General features: G+C 36.5%; 10 protein-coding genes. 5 read left to right on the plus strand and 5 right to left on the minus strand.

Annotated elements, in window-relative coordinates:
* The first annotated feature begins 10 nt into the window (after positions 1-10).
* Together ACSHW7_RS06240 and ACSHW7_RS06245 are read left to right on the plus strand one after the other, a co-directional pair.
* On the plus strand, positions 11-1,351 hold the full coding sequence (locus tag ACSHW7_RS06240) for a patatin-like phospholipase family protein (protein WP_435678471.1): 1,341 nt from the start codon (positions 11-13) through the stop codon (positions 1,349-1,351).
* A 134-nt stretch (positions 1,352-1,485) separates the two neighbouring features.
* Positions 1,486-2,916 (plus strand): choice-of-anchor B family protein, encoded by a 1,431-nt coding sequence (locus tag ACSHW7_RS06245; protein ID WP_435678472.1) that lies wholly within the window; start codon positions 1,486-1,488, stop codon positions 2,914-2,916.
* Positions 2,917-3,010: 94 nt separating this feature from the next.
* On the opposite strand, the gene ACSHW7_RS06250 is transcribed toward ACSHW7_RS06245, so the two are convergent.
* Positions 3,011-3,556, minus strand: coding sequence for an HNH endonuclease (locus tag ACSHW7_RS06250; protein WP_435678473.1), 546 nt, complete (start codon positions 3,554-3,556; stop codon positions 3,011-3,013).
* Between the two features lie 415 nt (positions 3,557-3,971).
* On the opposite strand from ACSHW7_RS06250, the gene ACSHW7_RS06255 reads away from it, so the two are divergent.
* Entirely contained in the window at positions 3,972-7,049 is a 3,078-nt protein-coding gene (locus ACSHW7_RS06255) for a WD40/YVTN/BNR-like repeat-containing protein (protein ID WP_435678474.1), read from the plus strand.
* 7 nt (positions 7,050-7,056) lie between these two features.
* Here the strand turns inward: ACSHW7_RS06255 and ACSHW7_RS06260 are convergent, their stop codons facing one another.
* The gene (locus ACSHW7_RS06260) at positions 7,057-7,650 is read right to left on the minus strand and encodes a hypothetical protein (protein WP_435678475.1); all 594 of its coding nucleotides are present in this window, start codon (positions 7,648-7,650) and stop codon (positions 7,057-7,059) included.
* Positions 7,651-7,662: 12 nt separating this feature from the next.
* A complete protein-coding gene (locus ACSHW7_RS06265; RefSeq protein WP_435678476.1) occupies positions 7,663-8,220 on the minus strand; it encodes a YceI family protein in 558 nt (185 codons plus the stop codon).
* 128 nt (positions 8,221-8,348) lie between these two features.
* On the opposite strand from ACSHW7_RS06265, the gene ACSHW7_RS06270 reads away from it, so the two are divergent.
* Positions 8,349-9,218, plus strand: a complete 870-nt coding sequence (locus ACSHW7_RS06270; RefSeq protein WP_435678477.1) for a winged helix-turn-helix domain-containing protein — start codon at positions 8,349-8,351, stop codon at positions 9,216-9,218.
* 121 nt (positions 9,219-9,339) lie between these two features.
* Positions 9,340-9,663 carry a hypothetical protein gene (locus tag ACSHW7_RS06275; RefSeq protein WP_435678478.1) on the plus strand — a complete coding sequence of 108 codons (324 nt, stop codon included), beginning with the start codon at positions 9,340-9,342 and terminating at the stop codon, positions 9,661-9,663.
* A 194-nt stretch (positions 9,664-9,857) separates the two neighbouring features.
* On the opposite strand, the gene ACSHW7_RS06280 is transcribed toward ACSHW7_RS06275, so the two are convergent.
* Positions 9,858-10,844 carry a PorP/SprF family type IX secretion system membrane protein gene (locus ACSHW7_RS06280; RefSeq protein ID WP_435678479.1) on the minus strand — a complete coding sequence of 329 codons (987 nt, stop codon included), beginning with the start codon at positions 10,842-10,844 and terminating at the stop codon, positions 9,858-9,860.
* Positions 10,845-10,888: 44 nt separating this feature from the next.
* Positions 10,889-20,575 carry a T9SS type B sorting domain-containing protein gene (locus tag ACSHW7_RS06285; RefSeq protein ID WP_435678480.1) on the minus strand — a complete coding sequence of 3,229 codons (9,687 nt, stop codon included), beginning with the start codon at positions 20,573-20,575 and terminating at the stop codon, positions 10,889-10,891.
* Between the last annotated feature and the right edge of the window lie 22 nt (positions 20,576-20,597).

Below are 20,597 nucleotides of genomic sequence, written 5' to 3' on the forward strand. Positions count from 1 at the left end.
TAAAATGAATATGGACAACACAAACACAAACACAAAATATAAAATTCTTTCCCTAGACGGTGGCGGGACTTGGGCGTTGTTGCAAGTATTGACCTTACAGTACGTTTTTAAAAATAAATATCCGCAAAAAGATATCAAAGGGCACGAGGTGTTGCGTCACTTTGATTTGGTCATCGCAAACTCAGGTGGGAGTATGGTCCTCGCGGCACTTTGTTGTAATTGGACTTTTACTGAAATCATTAACCTTTTTGACAATCCAGAGACCCGAAACAGCATCTTTACAAAACTTAAATTTAAAGATCGTTTCTTCCCCCTCAACCTTTTAAAAGTTCTTGGTGTCAACTCAATAGGTTCTCGGTATTCCACTACCGCAAAGCGAAAAGCGTTGGAAGATATTCTTTTGATTGACGGAAAAAGCAAATTAAAGAAAATACCCTTGCCAGATTTACCTGCTTTAATAGGTAAACCATCATTAGAAATTATCGTTGCGACTTTCGATATTTCGAATAAAAGAGCAAAACTCTTTAGGTCAAATAGTCAAAGTAGAGCGAGGGCAGAGGTGATAGCGGGAATTCCTAATTTTGTGGTGACAGACTTAGTTTCCGCAATTCATGGGTCGAGCAATGCGCCGGTAAATTATTTTGACTTTCCTGCAATTTTGCAACCCAAAAAATCTAAAAAACGATTCTATTTATGGGATGGCGCTCTTGGTGGATTTAACAACCCAATCATGGCAGGAGTTACCGAAGCAATAGCCAACGGAATTAAAAGAAAAGATATTTACGTTTTAAGTATAGGCACCGCAAGTAAGTTAGTTTCCGAAGACGACGCTATAGCCTTTACGAATGGATATTATGAAACCCTTTTGGGCAAAAAGGCCGTGTTGCAAAAAGATGGTAAAAGGATTCATATTTCAGAAACTAAAAAGAAGAAAAGACTTTTTGGAAGTAATCGATGGTTTAAAGGAAAGGGGTTTTTCTTTAATAGTATTTCAAACCTTTCGCAAAGTATTTTGTTTGAACCCCAATATTGGGCAACCTATAGTGCGTTTGTTCATTTATTTGCAGATGAACTTGATAATCCTAAGAATAATCATCGTTTTGTTCGGCTTTCGCCTCAAATAATTACAACAAGCGCATCAAATGAGTTGATTAAAAAACTCTATAATATGGATATGGATGTCACCGAACAGAAAGAAATTGAGACATTAAAAAAATGTTTTGAGGCGTGGCAGAATGGAGAAATAGTCAATGAACCTGTGCAATGGACTAAAACGCTTGATGGAAAATATGTTTTTGCTAGAGGTCACGCTACGTTTTATGATGGGATGAAAGATGTGTCATGGGTCTAATATTTCCGAAGAGAAATTGTGTTAAATGATATAAATATGAGATACAATCTTTCTCATAACCTATAATTATCGCGATATTGTGGTTTATAAAAATTACAAACTAAATAAGTCCCCCGTCTTCACGGGAATTTTATATGAAAAAAATTATTTTCACTTTAGCAACATTTGTTTCGATGGTTGCAACAGCCCAAACACCTTGTTCAAACGGAATGGCAGGAAACTATCCTTGTAGTGGCTATGATTTATTGTCAGAAATTCCTGCAAGTGCTTTTGGTGCGAGCAATGCAAACGATTCTTGGGGTTGGACAGATCCAACTACAGATAGCGAGTATGTATTACTAGGACTGGACAATGGAACGGCATTTTTAAATATAGACGACCCAGTAAATCCAGTTTATTTAGGAAAACTGCCAACACATACAACTTCAAGTATTTGGAGAGACATCAAAACGTATGGAAATTATGCATTTGTTATAAGTGAGGCAGGCAATCACGGAATGCAAGTTTTTGACTTGACAAGATTGCGCAACGTTACAAATCCGCCTCAAACATTTACCGAAGATGCACACTACAACGGTTTTGGTAATGCTCATAACTTAGTTATAAACGAAGAGGTAGAATATGCGTATGGCGTAGGTACTAGTACATTTAATGGAGGACCTCATTTTGTTGATATTAGTGACCCATTAAATCCAACAGCTGCGGGCGGATTTCAAGTGGATGGCTATAGCCATGACGGGCAAGTAGTTGTATATAATGGACCCGATGCCGATTATGCAGGGAGAGAAATTTATGTGGGAAGTAACGAAACGGAAATATCAATTGTGGATATCACTAACAAATCAAATCCAGTGGCTATTTCTACCATTACCTACACAAATACTGCATACACACACCAAGGTTGGTTTACAGAGGATCAAAAATATTTTTTACTTGGAGATGAGATTGATGAGATAAATTTTGGTTTCAATACACGTACGTTAGTTTTTGACTTCAGCGATCTTGACAATCCTCAATTGTCGTTTGAATATAGCGGAGCTACCGAAGCTACTGATCATAACGGCTACGTTAAAGGAGATAATTTCTATTTGGCAAATTATGCAGCAGGCGTTAGGGTAATTGACATAAGTGATATCGATAATGGAAACATGACCGAAACAGGTTTTTTTGATATGTACACAGCCAGTGATGTTTCTGGTTATAATGGAGCTTGGAATTTTTATCCATATTTTGAAAGTGGCACACTGTTAGTTTCAACTCTAAGTTTTAGCGACCCTAATTTTACACCAGGAATGTTATTAATTCGTAAATCTAACTTAGATATTGAGGATAATCTTACTTCGGAAATTTCAATATTTCCAAACCCGGTGAGCAATGTATTAACCATCGCTTCACCAACTGCTAAAATTGAAACAATTGCATTGTATGATATTTTAGGAAATCAGCTTTTTAATGCTTCTGAAATTTCAGAAAACAAAACTACGCTAGACATATCAAGCTTTTCGAGTGGTGTGTATCTTTTGAATATAAATGGAAATACAACGAAGAAAGTGATAAAGGAATAGGGCTATTTTCAGAATATTTTATAATCAAAAAACCGAAGTTTTCTTTAATGGAAACTTCGGTTTTTTTTATGGTTTTTATAAGCTGCAGAATGTTTTATTCTTTTACATAACTCCAGTTTTCTCCGGTTTTTATTCTATGTATCTGCATATCAGAAACTCCAAAACGTTTTGCAATCATTTTAATTCTGGTTCTATTGTTTTTTAATTGGCGTTTGATGATTTTAACTTTCCCTTCATTTAGTTTGCCAATATTTTTACTTCTTTTTTTAACTACTTCTTGCCAATTTGGATTATTAAATTGATGTAGCTCTTTCTCTCTTTTTGTAGCCCATTTTAGATTATCAACCCGATTGTCAGTTTTGTCATAATTTAAATGAATAACACATATTCCGTTATTTTGTTTCAGAAAATGCTCTGCAACAAGTTTATGAACATATCTGCTCGTTTGTTTGCCATTTTTTTTCTGTTTAACAGGTAAATTCTGATATCCGTTTATGTAATATTTTTTAACTAGGCATTCCTCTTCTGCTTTGCAGTTTAGAATTCTGCCTTTACTTGAAATTTTAAATTTTTCATTTTCAGAAATCTTGTCGTCAAACTTAATCTCTTTCCATTCTTCATTCCAGTGACTACGTATCATTTCCTGTTGTTGTTTTTAAATGTTGGGTAGGGTATTCTTTGTGCTCAAACAAAAATCAACAATGATTTTTGTTTGAGCACAAATTAGATTTTTGCTATAAATCCTTTCTCAAATATAATAAATTTAAAAAAATAGTGCTTTTGATTATTTAATTAAACAATCCTCTGTCCCTTATTGTGAACTTATATATATTGAAAATTTTTCTTTGTTTTTAATTCCATTTCTAAAGCAATGCTTAAACTTTAAAAACAATTTACTTATTAAATTGTTAATTAGTTTCTGCTGTCATCATAAACAAATACAATTTTACAGGATATTTTTTCTAATTAATTTTAAAATTAAATTAAAACAACCTATCAAAAACTATCCTCAAATTTTCATAACTTTATAAAAAAGCTAATTTCACTTCAATTCTATGAAAATCTCACTAAACGCTATTATTACATTGTTGTTTATAGCAACTACTTCATTCATTTTTGCCCAAGATTTTTCTTCATTACAATACCGCACCGTAGGCCCAGAAAGGGGTGGACGTGTGACTACGGTAACTGGAGTTCCTTCGTTGCCAAATACATTTTATTTGGGAGCAACCGGAGGTGGTGTTTGGAAAACAGAAGATTATGGGACAACTTGGAATAATATTTCAGATGGTTTTTTTGAAACTCCATCCATTGGTGCTATTGAAGTTTCAGTAGAAAATCCAAATGTTATTTATGTGGGTACAGGCTCAGATGGCCTTCGTAGCAATGTGATTGCTGGAAACGGAGTGTATAAATCTGTGGATGGAGGCAAGAGTTGGAAACATATTGGTTTGGACAACGTAGGTCAAATTGGGGCGGTAGAAATTGACCCAAAAGATGATAACATAGTTTGGGTCGCTGCTATTGGTAATGCGTTTAGAGCTAATGAAGAGCGTGGTATTTATAAAACAATTAACGGCGGTGATACTTGGGAAAAGGTGCTGTATATTTCAGATACGGTGGGATTTTCAGATTTAGAATTTATTCCGAAGAAACCAAACATAGTGTATGCAGCAGCTTGGAAAGCGCAGCGTACTCCTTGGGATATCATTTCGGGAGGAGAAAGTGACGAAGGCGGAATCTACAAATCTAAAAATGGTGGGAAAGATTGGGAAAAATTAAATAACGGTTTACCTCAAGGATTGATAGGTAAAATTGACCTTGCCGTTTCCGCAGTTGATAAAGATATTTTATATGCAGTTATTGAAGCTCCCGGCGATGAAGGTGGACTTTATAAAAGTGAAGACCAAGGTAAATCATTTATTCAGTTATCAAATGATAAAGGTCTTATAAACAGACCTTTCTATTATACAAATATTGAACTCGACCCTACAAATCCAGATATTATTTACTCGAATGCTAACCCATTATTAAAATCGATTGATGGTGGTAAAACATGGAATAGAATGAGCGTTCCACATGGCGATAATCATGATATTTGGTTGAATCCAAACAATCCACAATTACTCATTCAATGCAATGACGGTGGTGCAAATGTAAGTCACAATGGGGGCGAAACCTGGTCAACACAATTTAATCAACCAACCGCCGAATTATACCAAGTAGAAGTTGATGACCAATATCCGTATTGGTTATATGCTGGGCAACAGGACAACTCAACAACCATTGCGGTGCCTAGTTTTCCGCCCACCGGTGTGCAGGATGCAAGTACGGGATGGCTTATCAATACGGGAGGTTGCGAGACAGGTCCGGCTGTTCCCAAACCTGGAAATCACAATGTGGTTTATGCTAATTGCAAAGGGCGTTTTGGTGTTTTTGACAAGCGATCAGGAACTGAAAAAAGCTATTATGTAGGGGCATCCAACATTTATGGACACAACCCGAAAGATTTAAAATACCGTTTTCAGCGTGTGGCGCCCATCCATGTATCTCCGCATAACCCAAATGTCGTATATCACGGCTCGCAATTTTTGCATAAGACGGTAAACGACGGTCTTACATGGGAGACGATTTCGCCAGATTTAACGGCATTTGAGGCTGACAAACAGGTAATTTCGGGAAGTCCTATAACGCGCGATATTACGGGCGAGGAGTATTACAGCACCTTATATTCTATACGTGAATCGCCTGTGATGCAGGGCACGATTTGGACAGGCTCAAATGATGGCGTTGTTTCTATCACGCGCGATGGCGGCGCAACTTGGAAAAATGTAACCCCTGCAAATTTACCCAAAGGTGGGCGTGTGGAGTCTATTGAACCCTCACAATTTGATGCCGCGAAAGCTTATATCGCTGTCGATAGACATTTATTGGGCGACACAAAACCTTATTTGTATGTCACGGATGACTTCGGAAATTCCTGGCAATTATTAACGGATGGTACCAATGGAATTCCACCAACATTTGTTACTCGTGTGTTGCGCGAAGACCCTGTGAGAGAAGGTTTATTGTACGCAGGAACCGAATCTGGAGTGTTCATTTCGTTTAACGACGGGGTAAATTGGCAAAAATTTCAGCAAAACTTACCCGTATCGCCAATCACAGATATAAAGATTTTTAGAGGTGATTTAATTTTGAGCACCATGGGAAGAGGTTTTTGGATTTTAGATAATATTACTTCTTTGCGTCAAACCGAAATTTCAATACTTGGTAATGACGTTGTTTTGTTCAAACCAGACAATACCATACGCTATCGTTATCCTAGTGCAAGGGGAGTGGACTATTCAAAATACCCGCCCACCAGCGTTATCATTGATTACTATATTCCCGAATCGTATAACGGAAGTATTCAATTAGAAATCCTTGATGAAAACAGAAAGGTCGTAATAACAATTTTAAGCGATAGCACAGCTCTTAAAAAAGCTGCTATTGTTAGTGAAAGCATGAATGATGATACTGAAGATAGAGAAATTGAAGAACAAGAAGGTGTTGCAGAAACCAAGGAAGTGGAGGATATGAATTTGAGTGATATTTTTAGATATATCGATAAAAAATTGGTGTCGAAGCCAGGAATGCATAGGTTTAATTGGAATTTGAGAGAAAAGGGAGCGTGGGCACCTGAGTTGAAAAATCGTTACAAAAATGGTCCAATTGTAGCACCGGGCAATTATATTGTGCGATTGAAAGCAGGAGGAAAAGTTGTTGAGCAGCTTTTTGAAATTATCATGGATCCAAGGAATGCTATTTTAGGTGTTACCGAAGCCGACCTAAAAGAACAGCAAACGATGCAACGCAAAGTAATCGATTTATTATCTGAAGCCAGAAAATTACAATCCAACTTAGAACAACAAGAAACAGTACTTGAGGATGGAAGCAATGCTTCTAAATTAGCTGAAATACAAAGTAAATTAAGCCAACTTAAAAACGCGGAGGGTGCTTATCCACAGGAAATGTACATTTCTCAAGTGGGTTATTTATTGTACATGATTAGTGGCGCAGACCAATTGCCTGGCGACGAAGCAAAGAAGCGTTATACAGAGTTAGTGCAGCAGTTTGAGGAACTTAAATATTGATTTTTTTTTAATGTTCACAGCCATTGTTTTTATAAGTTACATTATTTAGAGTTCGCCAAATTTCAACAGTAAAATTGGTTGGTGAAAAACGAAAAATAATACTCGATTTTTGTTCTTGTTCACAAAATTGTTGTGTTGCCAAAACATTTAAATTCGTCATTTTCTTTGTGTAGCGCCCTTCGTACATTCTTATTTTTCCTCTGAAATTTGTGATGTTTTTGATTTTAGAGGTTTCAATAAATAATGCGTTTGTGGGAAGAATATCTGCGCCATTTTTCAAGTCTCGGATATTCATCAAACCATCAAAGTAAATCTGAAGATATTCCTCAAACTGAAAGGACGTGAGTGGTGTATTCGCATCTACCTCCCAAACAAAAGCGTACGACCAAAATTCTGGACTGTCAACGTTTCCCCAACCTTTTGGGAAGACAGCTTCTTCAATTCCTTCCAATGGGATTTCTCGTGCAAAACCAATAGGAAACGTAAAATGCTCATGACCCCAATCTTGCGGTGTAAGGAGAATATTTTCAACTTTAGATTCTTGTGCATTTACAATGAGTGATGCTATTGTTAGCATTATTAATATTATAAATCGTATCATTGATTTCGTTTTTTAGAATTGTAAATGTACATCAAACTCAATGGCATCAGAGATTGAGTCATCCTTTAAGTTATTGTTATAGTTGATTCCCCAAACTGTCCGGTCGATTTTAAATTTTGTTTTTATCTGTTTTGTTACATCATCAACAAACGCAATAAAATAGATAGGTTTCGTAATTCCTTTGATGGTCAAATCAGCATAAAATTTATGTGAGTTGTCATCTCTGAAATATTCTACTTTAGTTATTTTTAGTGCTGCTTCTGGATATTTAGGCACATTAAAAAAGTCTGTATCCTTTAAATGTCTGACCGGGCCATGGCCTCTTTCGCGATTATCTTCATTGTCTATGGTGTTCATATCAATAACAAAGCTTCCACCTGTTATATTTCCGCTTTGCGAAATGAGTTGCCCTGATTTAAATTTTACTTCGCCAATGTGCTCAGCAATTTTAAACATGTAATAGCCTTTCCAATTGATGATGCTTTTTCCAGTGTTGAGGGTGTATGTTTCGGTTTGTGCAAAAGAGATTGCAGTGATACTTAATGTGAGTGCTAAAAGTAGATTTTTCATAAAGTTTGCTTTAATGATTTTTGTTTGATGTAAAACTAGACGGACACTATTTTAAAAGTGTGAAAAGAATGTAAAAGAAGTGTCAACGAGTGTAAAATGTCAATCATAACTCCGAAATTTGCAACACTATGTTTAGAAATCTCCATTTAAGTAGGCTCACTTTTAGCTTTCTCATTGCGTTGCTTATAGTTGCGTGTTCAACAAATGAACAACCACAAATTAATGCGGCTACGACCAAAGTGATACTGAGGCAAGTGGGCAATCAATTGTTATTATTTCAAAAAGATTCAACATCGGTGGTGATGCCGGTTATTGCTTTGAACAAATCAAAATTTGAACTTTCTTTTGAAAATGAGTTGACTTTTGATCCAGCCGATTTAAACAAAATTGTTTCCTCGACTTTTGAAAATGCACAGATACGAGCGAATTACTTAGTTGAAGTAATTAGGTGTGACAATAAAGAAGTTGCCTACAGTTATCAAATTAATAAAGAGGTTGAGAAAAATTTGATTTCGTGCGGTGGCCGTTTGGTGCCAACGGATTGTTATATGATAGAGTTTACTTTTTTCAATCAAAATTTAATTAGTAAATCCACTGGAAATGAATACTTATTTTACTTTTTAGTACTATTGGTGCTTTTGTTTTTGGGGTTTGTTTTTTATAGTAGGTATACTTCATTTCAGAAAATAGAAATGGACGCCACTTCAACATCCTTGGGAATATTCAATTTTTATCCGCAGCAACTCAAACTCGTCAAGGCTTCTCAGGAAATCCCGTTAACGCAAAAGGAATGCGAATTACTTGAAATACTCGTAGCAAAACCCAACCAGATTGTAACAAGAGAGGAATTGACAAAACGTATTTGGGAAGATAATGGCGTCATTGTGGGGCGCAGTCTTGATACGTATATTTCTAAACTTAGAAAAAAACTGCAAGAGGATGAGGCCATTAAAATCGTAAACGTCCATGGAGTGGGCTATAAATTAGAACTTACTTAAATTATTTTACAGCGTTCATTAAACCTTTTAAATCATTTGAAGTCTGAATAAGTGAATGCAGTAGTTTTTGGCATGTGCCCTGAATTATCTGCAAAAAATGTATCACTTAAAATTAAAAGTTATGAATATTCAAAAAATTAAAATTGCGACGATTGCTTTGTGTTTAACGATTTCGGCTTCTGTATTTGCTCAAGATGGAGAGCAGAAACAAAAAATAAAAATGAAAGATAGAATTGCTAAACTTGACACCAATAACGATAGTATGTTGAGTAAAGAGGAGCTAAAAGGCTCAAAAATGGAAAAGCGATTTATAAATAAATGGGATACAATTGACACCAGTAAAGATGGTCTTTTGAGCTTTGAGGAACTTAAAGCATACCGCAAAGAACACAAAGGAAAAAGGGGAAAAAGAGGTTCTCGAGAGAGCAAAGACGACAGAGGATAACATTGAATGTCTTAATCAAAAGAGCGTAATATGAAATGTGTTACGCTCTTTGTTATTTATGGTTTCTTCGGAAATCTAAAACATCTAAATCATAGTATTCTCATTTAAAATCATTTTAAAATCTGAAAGACCCTTCAGCTAAAAATGAAACTAAATTTATTATTCTTAAAGGCTCAAGGAAAGTGCAAAAGAATTTATTGGAATAATTTATTTCCTTGTTTGTACTTTCCTTCTGTACACTCACATTCACTCAGTTCTTGCAAGAAATCAAATCCAATAGTCACTGCATGCGTTCCTGTGTTAAAAGTAGATAGTTCGTTCAATGTTATTTGATAGGCATACGCAAAATAGAAAACTCCTTTTTTAAGCCCAACCATAGGTCCAATATTTAAAGGTTGCATGATTTGGTCATTCAAAAAGCGGTAAGAACCACCAATCCAATAAAAGTCATTTCTATTATTAAATTTTCTATACTTCAAATTAATATCCGTACTTGATCTTTGGTCACTCGTGTACAATTGATAATACACAGAAGGTTCAAATTGAGAATATCCTTTACTTTTAAAAACGTAACCGGCATATCCTTGAATATTTAGCAAGGAATTAGGCTCGATGCCTTCAAAATTATCAATGTCCTTTCCTAATATATTGTTTGCATTAATACTTAACCAAGCATCTTTAAACCGGTACAGAGCACCTACGTCAAAATTATTGTTCAATACAGATCTATCGTCAGTAATCGTTGGGTCTACTATTGGATTTTCAAATGTGCCGTTAAAGTTTTCAATTTCAATCCTGAAACTGTTAAGATTATAAGATAAACCAAGAGATAAATATTGTCTTGATTTATAATCAAGCGTTAAGTGATGAGCATAGGACAATTTCAAACCTTGTTGGCGTGTATTTCCGTTACGATCATTATATGCAGAAACACCCACACCAGAACGATATGCAGCTCGAATATCTGCATAAATGGCTTGGTTTTGAGGCGCATTAGTAATGCCCACCCATTGCATAAGTCCATTAGCTCTTATTCTAAAATTATCGCCAATTCCAGCAAAAGTAGGGGACACAACATAATCATTATCAGCTAAATATTGTGTAAAAACCGGTAAGTTAAGTTCTTGTGCTTGTGTTTGAAATGCAAATATCAGTATTAGTAATTTTATAGAATTTTTCATAGGATTTGCTTTAATTAACATTGATAGATTTTGGGGAAACTTAATTATCGATAGAGCGTAAAATGTCCTACGTATTCTTTTTCATTTGATCTTCCAGTTCTTATAACAAACCAATAATCGCCAGTAGGAAGCTCGGTACCTTTATAGCGACCATCCCATTTTTCTCCGGTTCTTAGCATTGCTACTTTTCTTCCATAGCGGTCAAAGATGGAAAACATGAGATTTGGATATTTTTCTACACATTCAGGAGCCCAATAATCCATAATGCCATCTCCATTAGGAGAGAAATAATTAGGAATACAAATTTCAATTAAATCTAAAGTGATTCTCGCTGTAGCAGTACATCCACTGCTATCCGTAACAACTATCACATAGGTACCTGTTTGTTGAATTTCATAGGTATTGATAGAACCAGTATTAATTTCATTGAAAGTAAACTCATAAATACCCGTACCTCCTGTAACGATAGCTTCTATAATATTTACCTCATCATTGTTTAAAACCAGTGTAAGTCCTTCAACTTCATTGATATCAAAGAAGTCTGTCATTACCACACATCCATTTGCGTGTTCAACAGTGATAAAATAATTTTCGCCAGGGGGTAGGTTTGTAAATATATTGCTTGCTTGAGGTGGCCCGTCGTTTAGAGTATACGTCAATAATGACGGATCAACACTATCATCAATGTTTACAGTTACTATTGCAACTGTTTGATTGTCCTCACATTGATAATCCACTTCAACTATGGGATTAATGAAGACCGCATCTGGAAAACTAATAAGCCATTCGCTTTCACAGCCATTTGCATCTTTAACGAATACTGTGTGGTTTCCACCTCCTAAGTTTGTAAAATCAAAATCTGTTTGGTCTATATCACCTGTAGTATATGGGCCATTATAATCATTTATGCTTACGCTATATGGAGGCGTACCTCCTTGAATTTCAATACTAAATGCTCCATTTGCATCACCTTCACAAATTACTGGGATAGTCGTATTATCTATAAGGCCTGCAATAACCTGCGGTGGCTGTGTAATTTCGAAATTAAATGTCACAAAGCATCCTAGTTCGTCTTGAACGATTACGTCATACATTCCAGGAGCTAGGTTTTCAAAAATAGGTGTGTCAAAAAATTGATTTAGTTGGGGTGAGATCGCATATTTAATAATGCCGGTTCCTCCACTAGCTAAAATTATTAAACGACCATCGTTTTCTCCATAGCAAGAAATGTTTTCAATTTCAAAAGTAGTTTCTAAAGCAGTGTCAGGTTCTGTGATTTCAATGTCTTCTGAAATTTCTTCACAATCACCACTCGTTACAAAAACTCTATACATTCCAGCGACGAGTTCAGTAAATATTCCAGGACTATTTTGAGTAGCAGGAATTGTAGTGCCATTTGTATCTTGAAGGATGTACACATAATCTCCCAGACCACCTTGGGCGGTTGCCTCTATAGTTCCGGTGTTATCTCCAGCACAATTTATTTCTGGATTTTCTGAAACTAAGTTTATCTCTAATTCAGGTAGCGGATCAAAAGTTATTTCGTTTGAAACATTTGAAATACATCCATTAATATCTCGTACATAATAACTATAAACTCCTTCTGTGACGCTAATAGTTATATTATCTGTGAATGTTCCTAATACAGGATTAAAATTTTCATTTGCGCTATATTCATAGATACCAGTCCCACCCATCGCGCTTAGTGTTAACGAAGGGCTCGTTAAACATGTAGCAGTTGAGGCGGCAACTAAATCTGCAACCACAGGAGTAGGTTGATCTATAACAATAGGCAGCGGAGATACGTATAAACAATCGTAACTATCTGTAATAGTTACGGTGTAAGTACCAGCCCCTAATCCTTCAAATATATTTGAAGTTTGAGGTCCAGAATCCCCTGCTAAAGGAACAATCGAATTCAACGTGTACGTAAAGTTACTTCCCTGTCCACCGGTAACATTCTCAACTGTAATAGTCGCAGTTTGGTCTCCAAAACAAAGTAAGTTTGTAGCATCTGCAACAAAATCAGCTGTGATAGGGTTGGGTTCTTCCAGAGTTATGGTTTCTGAATCTATACATCCATTTATATCTCTTACATTTACCGTATAGGTTCCTGCTGAAAGATTAGAAAACACATTATTGCTTGAATATGCCACCGTAGCATCTCCAGTTAATTCAAATTCATACGGATTAGTTCCACCCGAAGCAATGGCAGTAATGGTTCCTTCTGAATTAGTACACGTAACATTTGATGTTTCTGAAATAATGAGTTCTAAAACTGCAGAAGGTGTTCCAATCGTTGCCGAATTAGAGGTCGTTGTACAGAATGGTGTTTCAGTTTCTTGAATATCAACGTAATAATTTCCAGAAGGCAATCCCGTAATTATTTCCGGATTTATAGCGGTATTTGCTGTGACTACCATACCTATGGGTGTTCCGGCACTATCAAAAACCTGATATGTATACGCACCAAAGTAATTATTAATAGTAAGTGACAATTCACCATTATTGTCTCCAAAACAATCGTTATCATTTGTCGCTTCTAGAAGTGCGTCAATTTCGTCATAAGGAGTAACGATAAAAGGGTCTGTAAGGACATAACAATTAGTGTCAAGATCATTTACTTGGAAATAATACGTGCCTGGCCCAGGAATGTCAAATACATTTGAAACCTGCGGAGTTCCATTTGGTAACATCTGATAATTGAAGTTTCCCGAACCACCAGTTACCTCTATGGTAACACTTCCTGTACCATTACAATCAATAGGATTTCCGATAAGTACATCTGTAGCAATAATTGATATCAATGGCTCAATAGTAATTATGCTCGTTGCAATACAACCATTGGTATCTCGAACATACACAGTGATAGTTTGCGCTAAGCCAGTATCTATGATTTCAAAAATATTTGTGTTGAAATAATTAATTCCATTTATACTGTAAGTGTAGTTTGGTGTTCCGCCCGTCTCATTAATAATTATAGTGGCAGTTGAAACTGTATTGTCGCTATTGCAACTAAATTGGGTTGCAGTTGCGTTTACTTCCAGTAAGGTAGGTTCATCAATGGTTACGTCCATTTCCAACTCGCAGTTTCTTCCCGATGTAACTAGCACAGTATAAGTATCTGCCGGTAATCCATTAAAAATATTACTTGTTTGCGCTGGAATTATAATTGGAGCAATAATTTCATAGGTGTAAATTGGATTATCATTTCCCGGTTCTAAAACTACGGTTATAGTTCCATCGCTAGCTCCGTTGCAACTCACAGGATTTACCTGAGTGCTGAAAGTAACTGGTGTGGCATTTTCAAGTGTTATTATTGCATCTTGTGTACACATGGTGTCAATATCTGTGATTGTCACAGTATATGTTCCTGAAGGTACCCCTGAGAAAATAGCTCCTGTAAGCGTTATAGATGGTGGATTTGGTGCGATTGAATATGCGTAGTTTCCAGAGCCTCCTGTTGCATTTACTTCAATTTGTCCATCATCATCATTACAGCTTGGTAACGCTGTAACCGTAGGTGTGATTCCTATTGGTGGTAGAATGTTTATTGTTGTTACGTTTCCGCAGCCATAAAAATCGGTTACCTCTACTGTGTGAGTTCCTGAAGAAAGGTTAGATACTGTAAATGGAGGGGTTTGTGTCTGAAATGCTCCTCCATCAATACTAAAACTATACGGTGGTATTCCTGTAGTAATTAATGCTACTTCAATTTCAAATTGACCTTCAATAGCTGTACATTCATTTGTAGTAGTGGCTACAATTACTGGAGTAGGATCCATTGGTACAACTTGAACTGGGCTTGAAACAATACAACCGTAAGCATCAAGTGCATGCACAAAATAATTTCCTGCATTGACATTAAAAACACTTGCTGTGTTCCATAATGGGTCTGTTGCGATTGGGGGTGCAGCAGTGGTTGTTAATTGATATGCATACGGAGGTGTTCCGTTTTGAGCCACGGCAATAATAACACCTGAGTCAGGATTACAGTTTGCGTTTTGGTCTACGGAAGCGGATAGACTTAAGAGAATCGCAGATTCGGTAATGTTGAATGGTGCAGTTACTACACCACAACCCGCGTTAGGTCCTACGGTTTCTTCAATCAAGACAAAATAATTTCCGAAGGGAATAGGTCCCAAATCATTTACAGCTAAAGAGCCTCCTGCAGGAACGATTCCCGTCCCAGAGATTCCGATAGGGCTCGTTGATAATGAATCAAAAATTTCATAATCAATTGTTACCGGTGTTGTATAAATGTTATTGACAGTAAATGAAACGTTACCATCATCGTTGCCCGTACATGAAATATTATTAGCGCTTACTGCAGTTGCTGTTAATGTTGAATTAGTTGGAATGGGTATTCCTGCAGATTCGTAATAACTACAGTTTGTAGACGTGTCATAGACTATAAAAGTATATGTGACACCTGGAATCAATGTTGAGTTTGTATCGTTAAAAATTGTTGATTGGCTTCCCGGTGGATTTTCTGGAATCCAAGAACCAGGTGGATTGGGATATACTGTACCAGGACCTTCGTAAATACTAAACCAAAATGGTCCCATACTACCAAGAGCAGAGCTAACGCTAACTACAACTTGACCTCCCAATGCACAGTCAACCGTTGGGTCTACCGTAATATCTAGGTCTGTGGGCTGTGAAGCTACTAACACATCCTGAAATAATACGGAACAACCATTTGAGTCCACCACATTTATTTCATACAATCCAAAATCAACAACATCAAAACTTACAGATGTTGATCCTGTAGCATTTAGTTCTGAATTTGCATATCCATTTGTGCCCGTTACAAAATAATTATACGGTGGAATTCCTCCTACAACACTGTTAATCACAATCGATCCCTGAGATATGCCGCCAGAAGGATCACATTCAATTGGAAACGCTTCGTAGTCTACAATTATGGGATCTGGCTCATCAATGGTTACAATTTCGGTTGCAACGCACTCATTTGCATCAGTAACGGTTATTGTATAAGCACCAGCGGGTAGTCCGGCGGTTTGATTTCCGTAGTTTGTGTTTGTCGTGTCATTATTAACATTAATTACAAATGGGGGAGTACCTACGGTTGGGTCAATTGTAATATTAATTGCTCCATTTTCATCGCCGTTGCATAATATTTGTTGTGTTTGAGCAACAAAATCTATTGCAGGTAATGTAATTGGATGTATAATTATAATTGGTGAAGTAGCGGTACATCCTAAAGCATCGGTAATTTCAAATTGATAACTTCCTGAAGTTGCAGTTGAATATGTAAACGGTGTTCCTGTTGCTCCCAATGAATTGAATGCTCCTCCATTAATGGATACAGCGTAGCCGAAAGGTGACAATCCACCAGTAATCGTACCAGTTATTATAGCATCTGGCGAAGTTGTACAGTCTAAAGTTTTAGTTAAGATAGCGTCAACAAGTATTTGTGATTCCACTGTTTGGGAAGGAAGTGTTAATTCGCAACCAAAAGAATCTCGAACAGTGATTGTATAGGTTCCAGGAATTAACCCAGAAAATATATTACTATTCTGAAATGGACCTCCATTGATACTAAATTCAAAGGGGGCTTCTCCCGCAGTTACTTCAACTTCAATTGTTGCACCGTTAGATGAATCATAACATAAATCTGAATCAATAGTTATGGTTGCTTCAGGAGCATTTGGAATAACGAGATCAAAATTTTCGGTAACAATACATCCATTGCTGTCTTGAACGGTTACTGTGTAGTTTCCGCTTTGCGTTAAACCTGTAAAAATATTTGAAGATTGTGCAGGTAAAATTGTAGTGTCCGGAAGCGTTAACGTATAAATATTACCTCCCCAACCACCTGTGGCGTTAATGACAACGCTACCTGTTTCAATACATGAAATTGGACTCACATCAACGGTAACGGTCAATGGGTTTGAGGGTGCTTCAATTGTAGCAGTTGTAGTTGCTTGACATGTGGTATTTAAATCTGTAACTACGATTGTGTAATTACCAGCACTCAAATTAGTTAGTATAATTGGTGATGTTCCAATTATTGGTAAGCCACCATTTAAAGTGTAATTAAAAGATGTGGTTCCCGAAACCGTAAACTGAACCGAACCAGTAGCATCTCCAAAACATGTGACATTGTTGAGCGTTTCAGCAATTATTGAAATTGGAGCTATTGGTGCTACAGCATAATCTTCGGTATACGTACAATCGTTTACATCCTTTACTTGAAATGTATAAATATCCGGTGCTAAATCTGAAAAATCTGTTGATGTTTGATATGGTGTTGCTGCAGATGCTGGGGCAATTATTTGATATTCTAAAGGAGTAACTCCGCCGGTAGTTCCAACAATACTTATTGTAACTGTATTTGTAGGACATGTTACTGGGGTATTGGTAAACATTAAATCTATTGGTGGATCTAATGGTAGAATTTCAACTTCATTGGTAATGAATGTACAATCGTTCGCATCTTTAATGGTAATGCTATAGTTACCTGGTGTTAAGCCAGTGAAGGTTGGTGATGATTGGTAGTTTATACCATCTATACTATATTGATAAGGTGGGGTTCCACCAGAAACATTTATAGCCTCTATTGTTCCTGTGGAAATACAAGTATAAGGCGCTACTAAAACTGCAGTTCCATCAATGGGTGTTACAGTTTCAATTGTAATATTTTGAATATCTGATGTACAAACAGCAGGGCCTATTGTATATCGTACCGTAACAAAGTAGTTTCCAGCGGAAAGCCCTGTAAATAATGGTGAATTACTAAAATTAAATCCGCCATCAATACTGTATTCGAGACTGTTTCCATTTGGATTCGAAACTTGAATCGTTATAGTACCATTGTCGTCGTTACTCGCACAAACGATATCCGTTTTTTCTATAGTAAACTCCGGAGCTAGAATCGCCTCTATTGTTATACTCGTTTCAGCTGAACAGTTATTGGCGTCTACTACTGTAATGTTATAAACACCTGGAGTTGTGACAACAACCTCAGGGTTTGTTTGAAATACAGTACTATTATTAACAAAGTAAAAATACGGAGCGGTTCCTCCTTGAGGATACACTGTGATTTCCCCATCAGTACAGGTAAGCGGTCTTGTAATTGCCGCTGTTAAGGTCAAGAGCGGTGGTTCAATGATTTCGATTTCTTCTGTCGCGGTACATCCGTCCTCAGTTTCTATATTTACTGTATAAGTGCCTGGGTTGAGGTTTTCAAATGCATAATTGTTTTCAACAATAGGACCTACGCTGTTTACTAATGTAGCTCCTAAATAAATAGAAAAATAATATTGTGGTTCTGCATCATTCGCTGCGAGATAAATATTTCCTTTATCGCCATAACAGAGAGGCTGTTCTACAATACTAGATATTGTGAAATCTCTCTCCCTCACCAAAACATCGGGCACTGTAAATACGCACGCATTTGTTGGAACACCAACTTGTCTAATATAAACAGTATAGATTCCTGCTACCGTTATCGTAAAAACATTACTAGATTGGTAGTTAGTTCCGTCAAGGCTGTATTCATAACCACTTGGCACGTTATGAACAGTAATTCTTCCCGGAGTGTCACATATAATATCTTCAACGCTTACTGATGGATTTAGTAAATTTTGATAAACATTGAAATAAAATTGATTGAAACACCCTCCTTCATAATTAATAGTAAGTCTGAATTGACCGCCCTCATTAGCAGTATAATTTGGACCGGTTGCCACTTCGTCCCAAGTACATCCTGGATTTTCATTAGCACAATCAATATCTGGAATAGCTGTACAACTTGTTTCATCTAGCTTCTCCCAAATTACCGAAGTAGCACCATCAATGTCTGTCAAAATATCTCTAAAATCGTCAAGCCCGCATAAGAAAATATTAGGTAATAATTTTCCATCATTAGGGCAAGTCACTACCTCATCTGCAAAAGGTATTACTGGATTAGGAATTGTACCGCCGTATAATGACACAACATATTCCTGAACGATAGATTGGCAAGGAGCTAAAGCCGTATTAAAAGAATAATATGTTCCTGTCGCCGTAACTACAATGGATTGTGTCGTTCCAATTACTGGCGTACCTGTAGGGCTCGTAGACCAAGAATATGTATCATATCCATCTGCCGCAGTCAAAGTAATCTCATCACCGCAAAGAATTTCATTTTGAGTAAACTCACAGTCGAGATTTGCTAAGAAATTAGTTGCTTGCGGGGTAATTAAACATCCAGTATTTTGACTGTAGCTAGGGTCGTCAGTTATTAAAAAGGTTGTATTAAGTGTTCCTTGATATGTTGCAAAAGCTTGATTTGTAATAATATTTGAACAAGCGTCATCTAAATCTTGACATGCTTCCACTACTTGTGCTTCTATTCTAATTTCATAAACAGGATCATTTTCTTCAACTAAATAATTTTCAATGGAAAAAACAATCTCACGAGAAGCAACATCATAACTAGCAACAGATACACCAGTGGGTAATGTTAACCCAGTTGGATAATCAAAAATTACATTTATGGGTAAAATATCTCTAATAGTAAAATTAGTGGCATTATCATTACCCACATTTTGAAAACCTATTATGTAATTTAATTCCTGTCCTAAATCTACAATTTGATTACCAATGTTATTTCCGAGTTCATCTTCAACAATTTTAGTTAGAGCGATATCAGGTTCAATAATTTCAACAGCCATTGCAAAAAAGTAGGGGAAATAAGTATCCCCGCTAGTGGTCAATTCAATATTTGCAGTGGTCGCATCATTCGCTATTATAGTATTACCGGGATTGGGAATCGCTAAAATACCCGTATCAAAACCTAATGTATTTGTACTGTTTGGAACTCTATTGTCAACTGGTTGTGCGTTTAATTGTGTAACAGAACTATTAAAAAAATTACTAACTGGACGATCTGTTGTAGACATAGGAGTTCCGTTAAGTCTTAGTTGATCGTTGAGTATAGGAGAATCGCCCTCTAAAACTGCAAATGCAAAATTTGCTCTTACAGGAGTAGGGGAAGGCACAGTTCTAAATCCTGAAATATCAAAATCTACACCCACCGGATCTGGATTTCCTTTTATTATACTGAAACCATTATAACTTGTAATTGACTTTCCTGGTAATGTAGGGTCTTCAAAAACTACGAAAAGTGACCATCCAGCAGATTGACCGGTTCCTCCATTAAAACCTTCTTGAGAATTTACATTTGCTACCGTATACGTGCCCAAATCTGTGGCTAAACTCGTAACAATGTTTGTCACGTCTGCAAAGCACGCATATGGAAAACTACCTTGGATAGAACCTCCACCATCTGTGTATCTATCATAAATTACAGTCCCTGTAATGTCTTGATACCCTCCAGACGGCCCTTTAAACTTTACAGTATTAAATGTAGTTTGATTTTCCTCGCGCTCAACAGCGCCCCAATAAAGTGCAGCATATTTTATTTCATAACAATTTGGATTCGGGATTGTCAAATCGGCACTGGAAGAACTAAACGTAGAGGGGTCACCATCAATATCGATATACCGCATATCGACGTTGGAATTATACACCGAATTATCATTAAAAGGATTATTGTCCGGTCCTAAAATGTTATTTCCTATAAGAAGGATATCACCTTTTAAATCATTATCATACGCATTTGCGCTGTCAAATGGCACAAAATTTTGGGCAATACTAGATAAACTTAAAAGCAATACTATAAAGAGGACGGCTTTTTCTTTAAGAGTAGGTTTTGTCATGATGGTTTGTTTTTTGTTAGTG

Origin of the sequence: Patiriisocius sp., from assembly GCF_051252435.1 — a bacterium.
GTDB lineage: Bacteria > Bacteroidota > Bacteroidia > Flavobacteriales > Flavobacteriaceae > Patiriisocius.

Bases quoted from the DNA above. Each gene is read 5' to 3' on its own strand.
- ACSHW7_RS06240 (WP_435678471.1), top strand. From the start codon at position 11: ATGGACAACACAAACACAAACACAAAATATAAAATTCTTTCCCTAGAC.
- ACSHW7_RS06245 (WP_435678472.1), top strand. From the start codon at position 1,486: ATGAAAAAAATTATTTTCACTTTAGCAACATTTGTTTCGATGGTTGCA.
- ACSHW7_RS06250 (WP_435678473.1), bottom strand. From the start codon at position 3,556: ATGATACGTAGTCACTGGAATGAAGAATGGAAAGAGATTAAGTTTGAC.
- ACSHW7_RS06255 (WP_435678474.1), top strand. From the start codon at position 3,972: ATGAAAATCTCACTAAACGCTATTATTACATTGTTGTTTATAGCAACT.
- ACSHW7_RS06260 (WP_435678475.1), bottom strand. From the start codon at position 7,650: ATGATACGATTTATAATATTAATAATGCTAACAATAGCATCACTCATT.
- ACSHW7_RS06265 (WP_435678476.1), bottom strand. From the start codon at position 8,220: ATGAAAAATCTACTTTTAGCACTCACATTAAGTATCACTGCAATCTCT.
- ACSHW7_RS06270 (WP_435678477.1), top strand. From the start codon at position 8,349: ATGTTTAGAAATCTCCATTTAAGTAGGCTCACTTTTAGCTTTCTCATT.
- ACSHW7_RS06275 (WP_435678478.1), top strand. From the start codon at position 9,340: ATGAATATTCAAAAAATTAAAATTGCGACGATTGCTTTGTGTTTAACG.
- ACSHW7_RS06280 (WP_435678479.1), bottom strand. From the start codon at position 10,844: ATGAAAAATTCTATAAAATTACTAATACTGATATTTGCATTTCAAACA.
- ACSHW7_RS06285 (WP_435678480.1), bottom strand. From the start codon at position 20,575: ATGACAAAACCTACTCTTAAAGAAAAAGCCGTCCTCTTTATAGTATTG.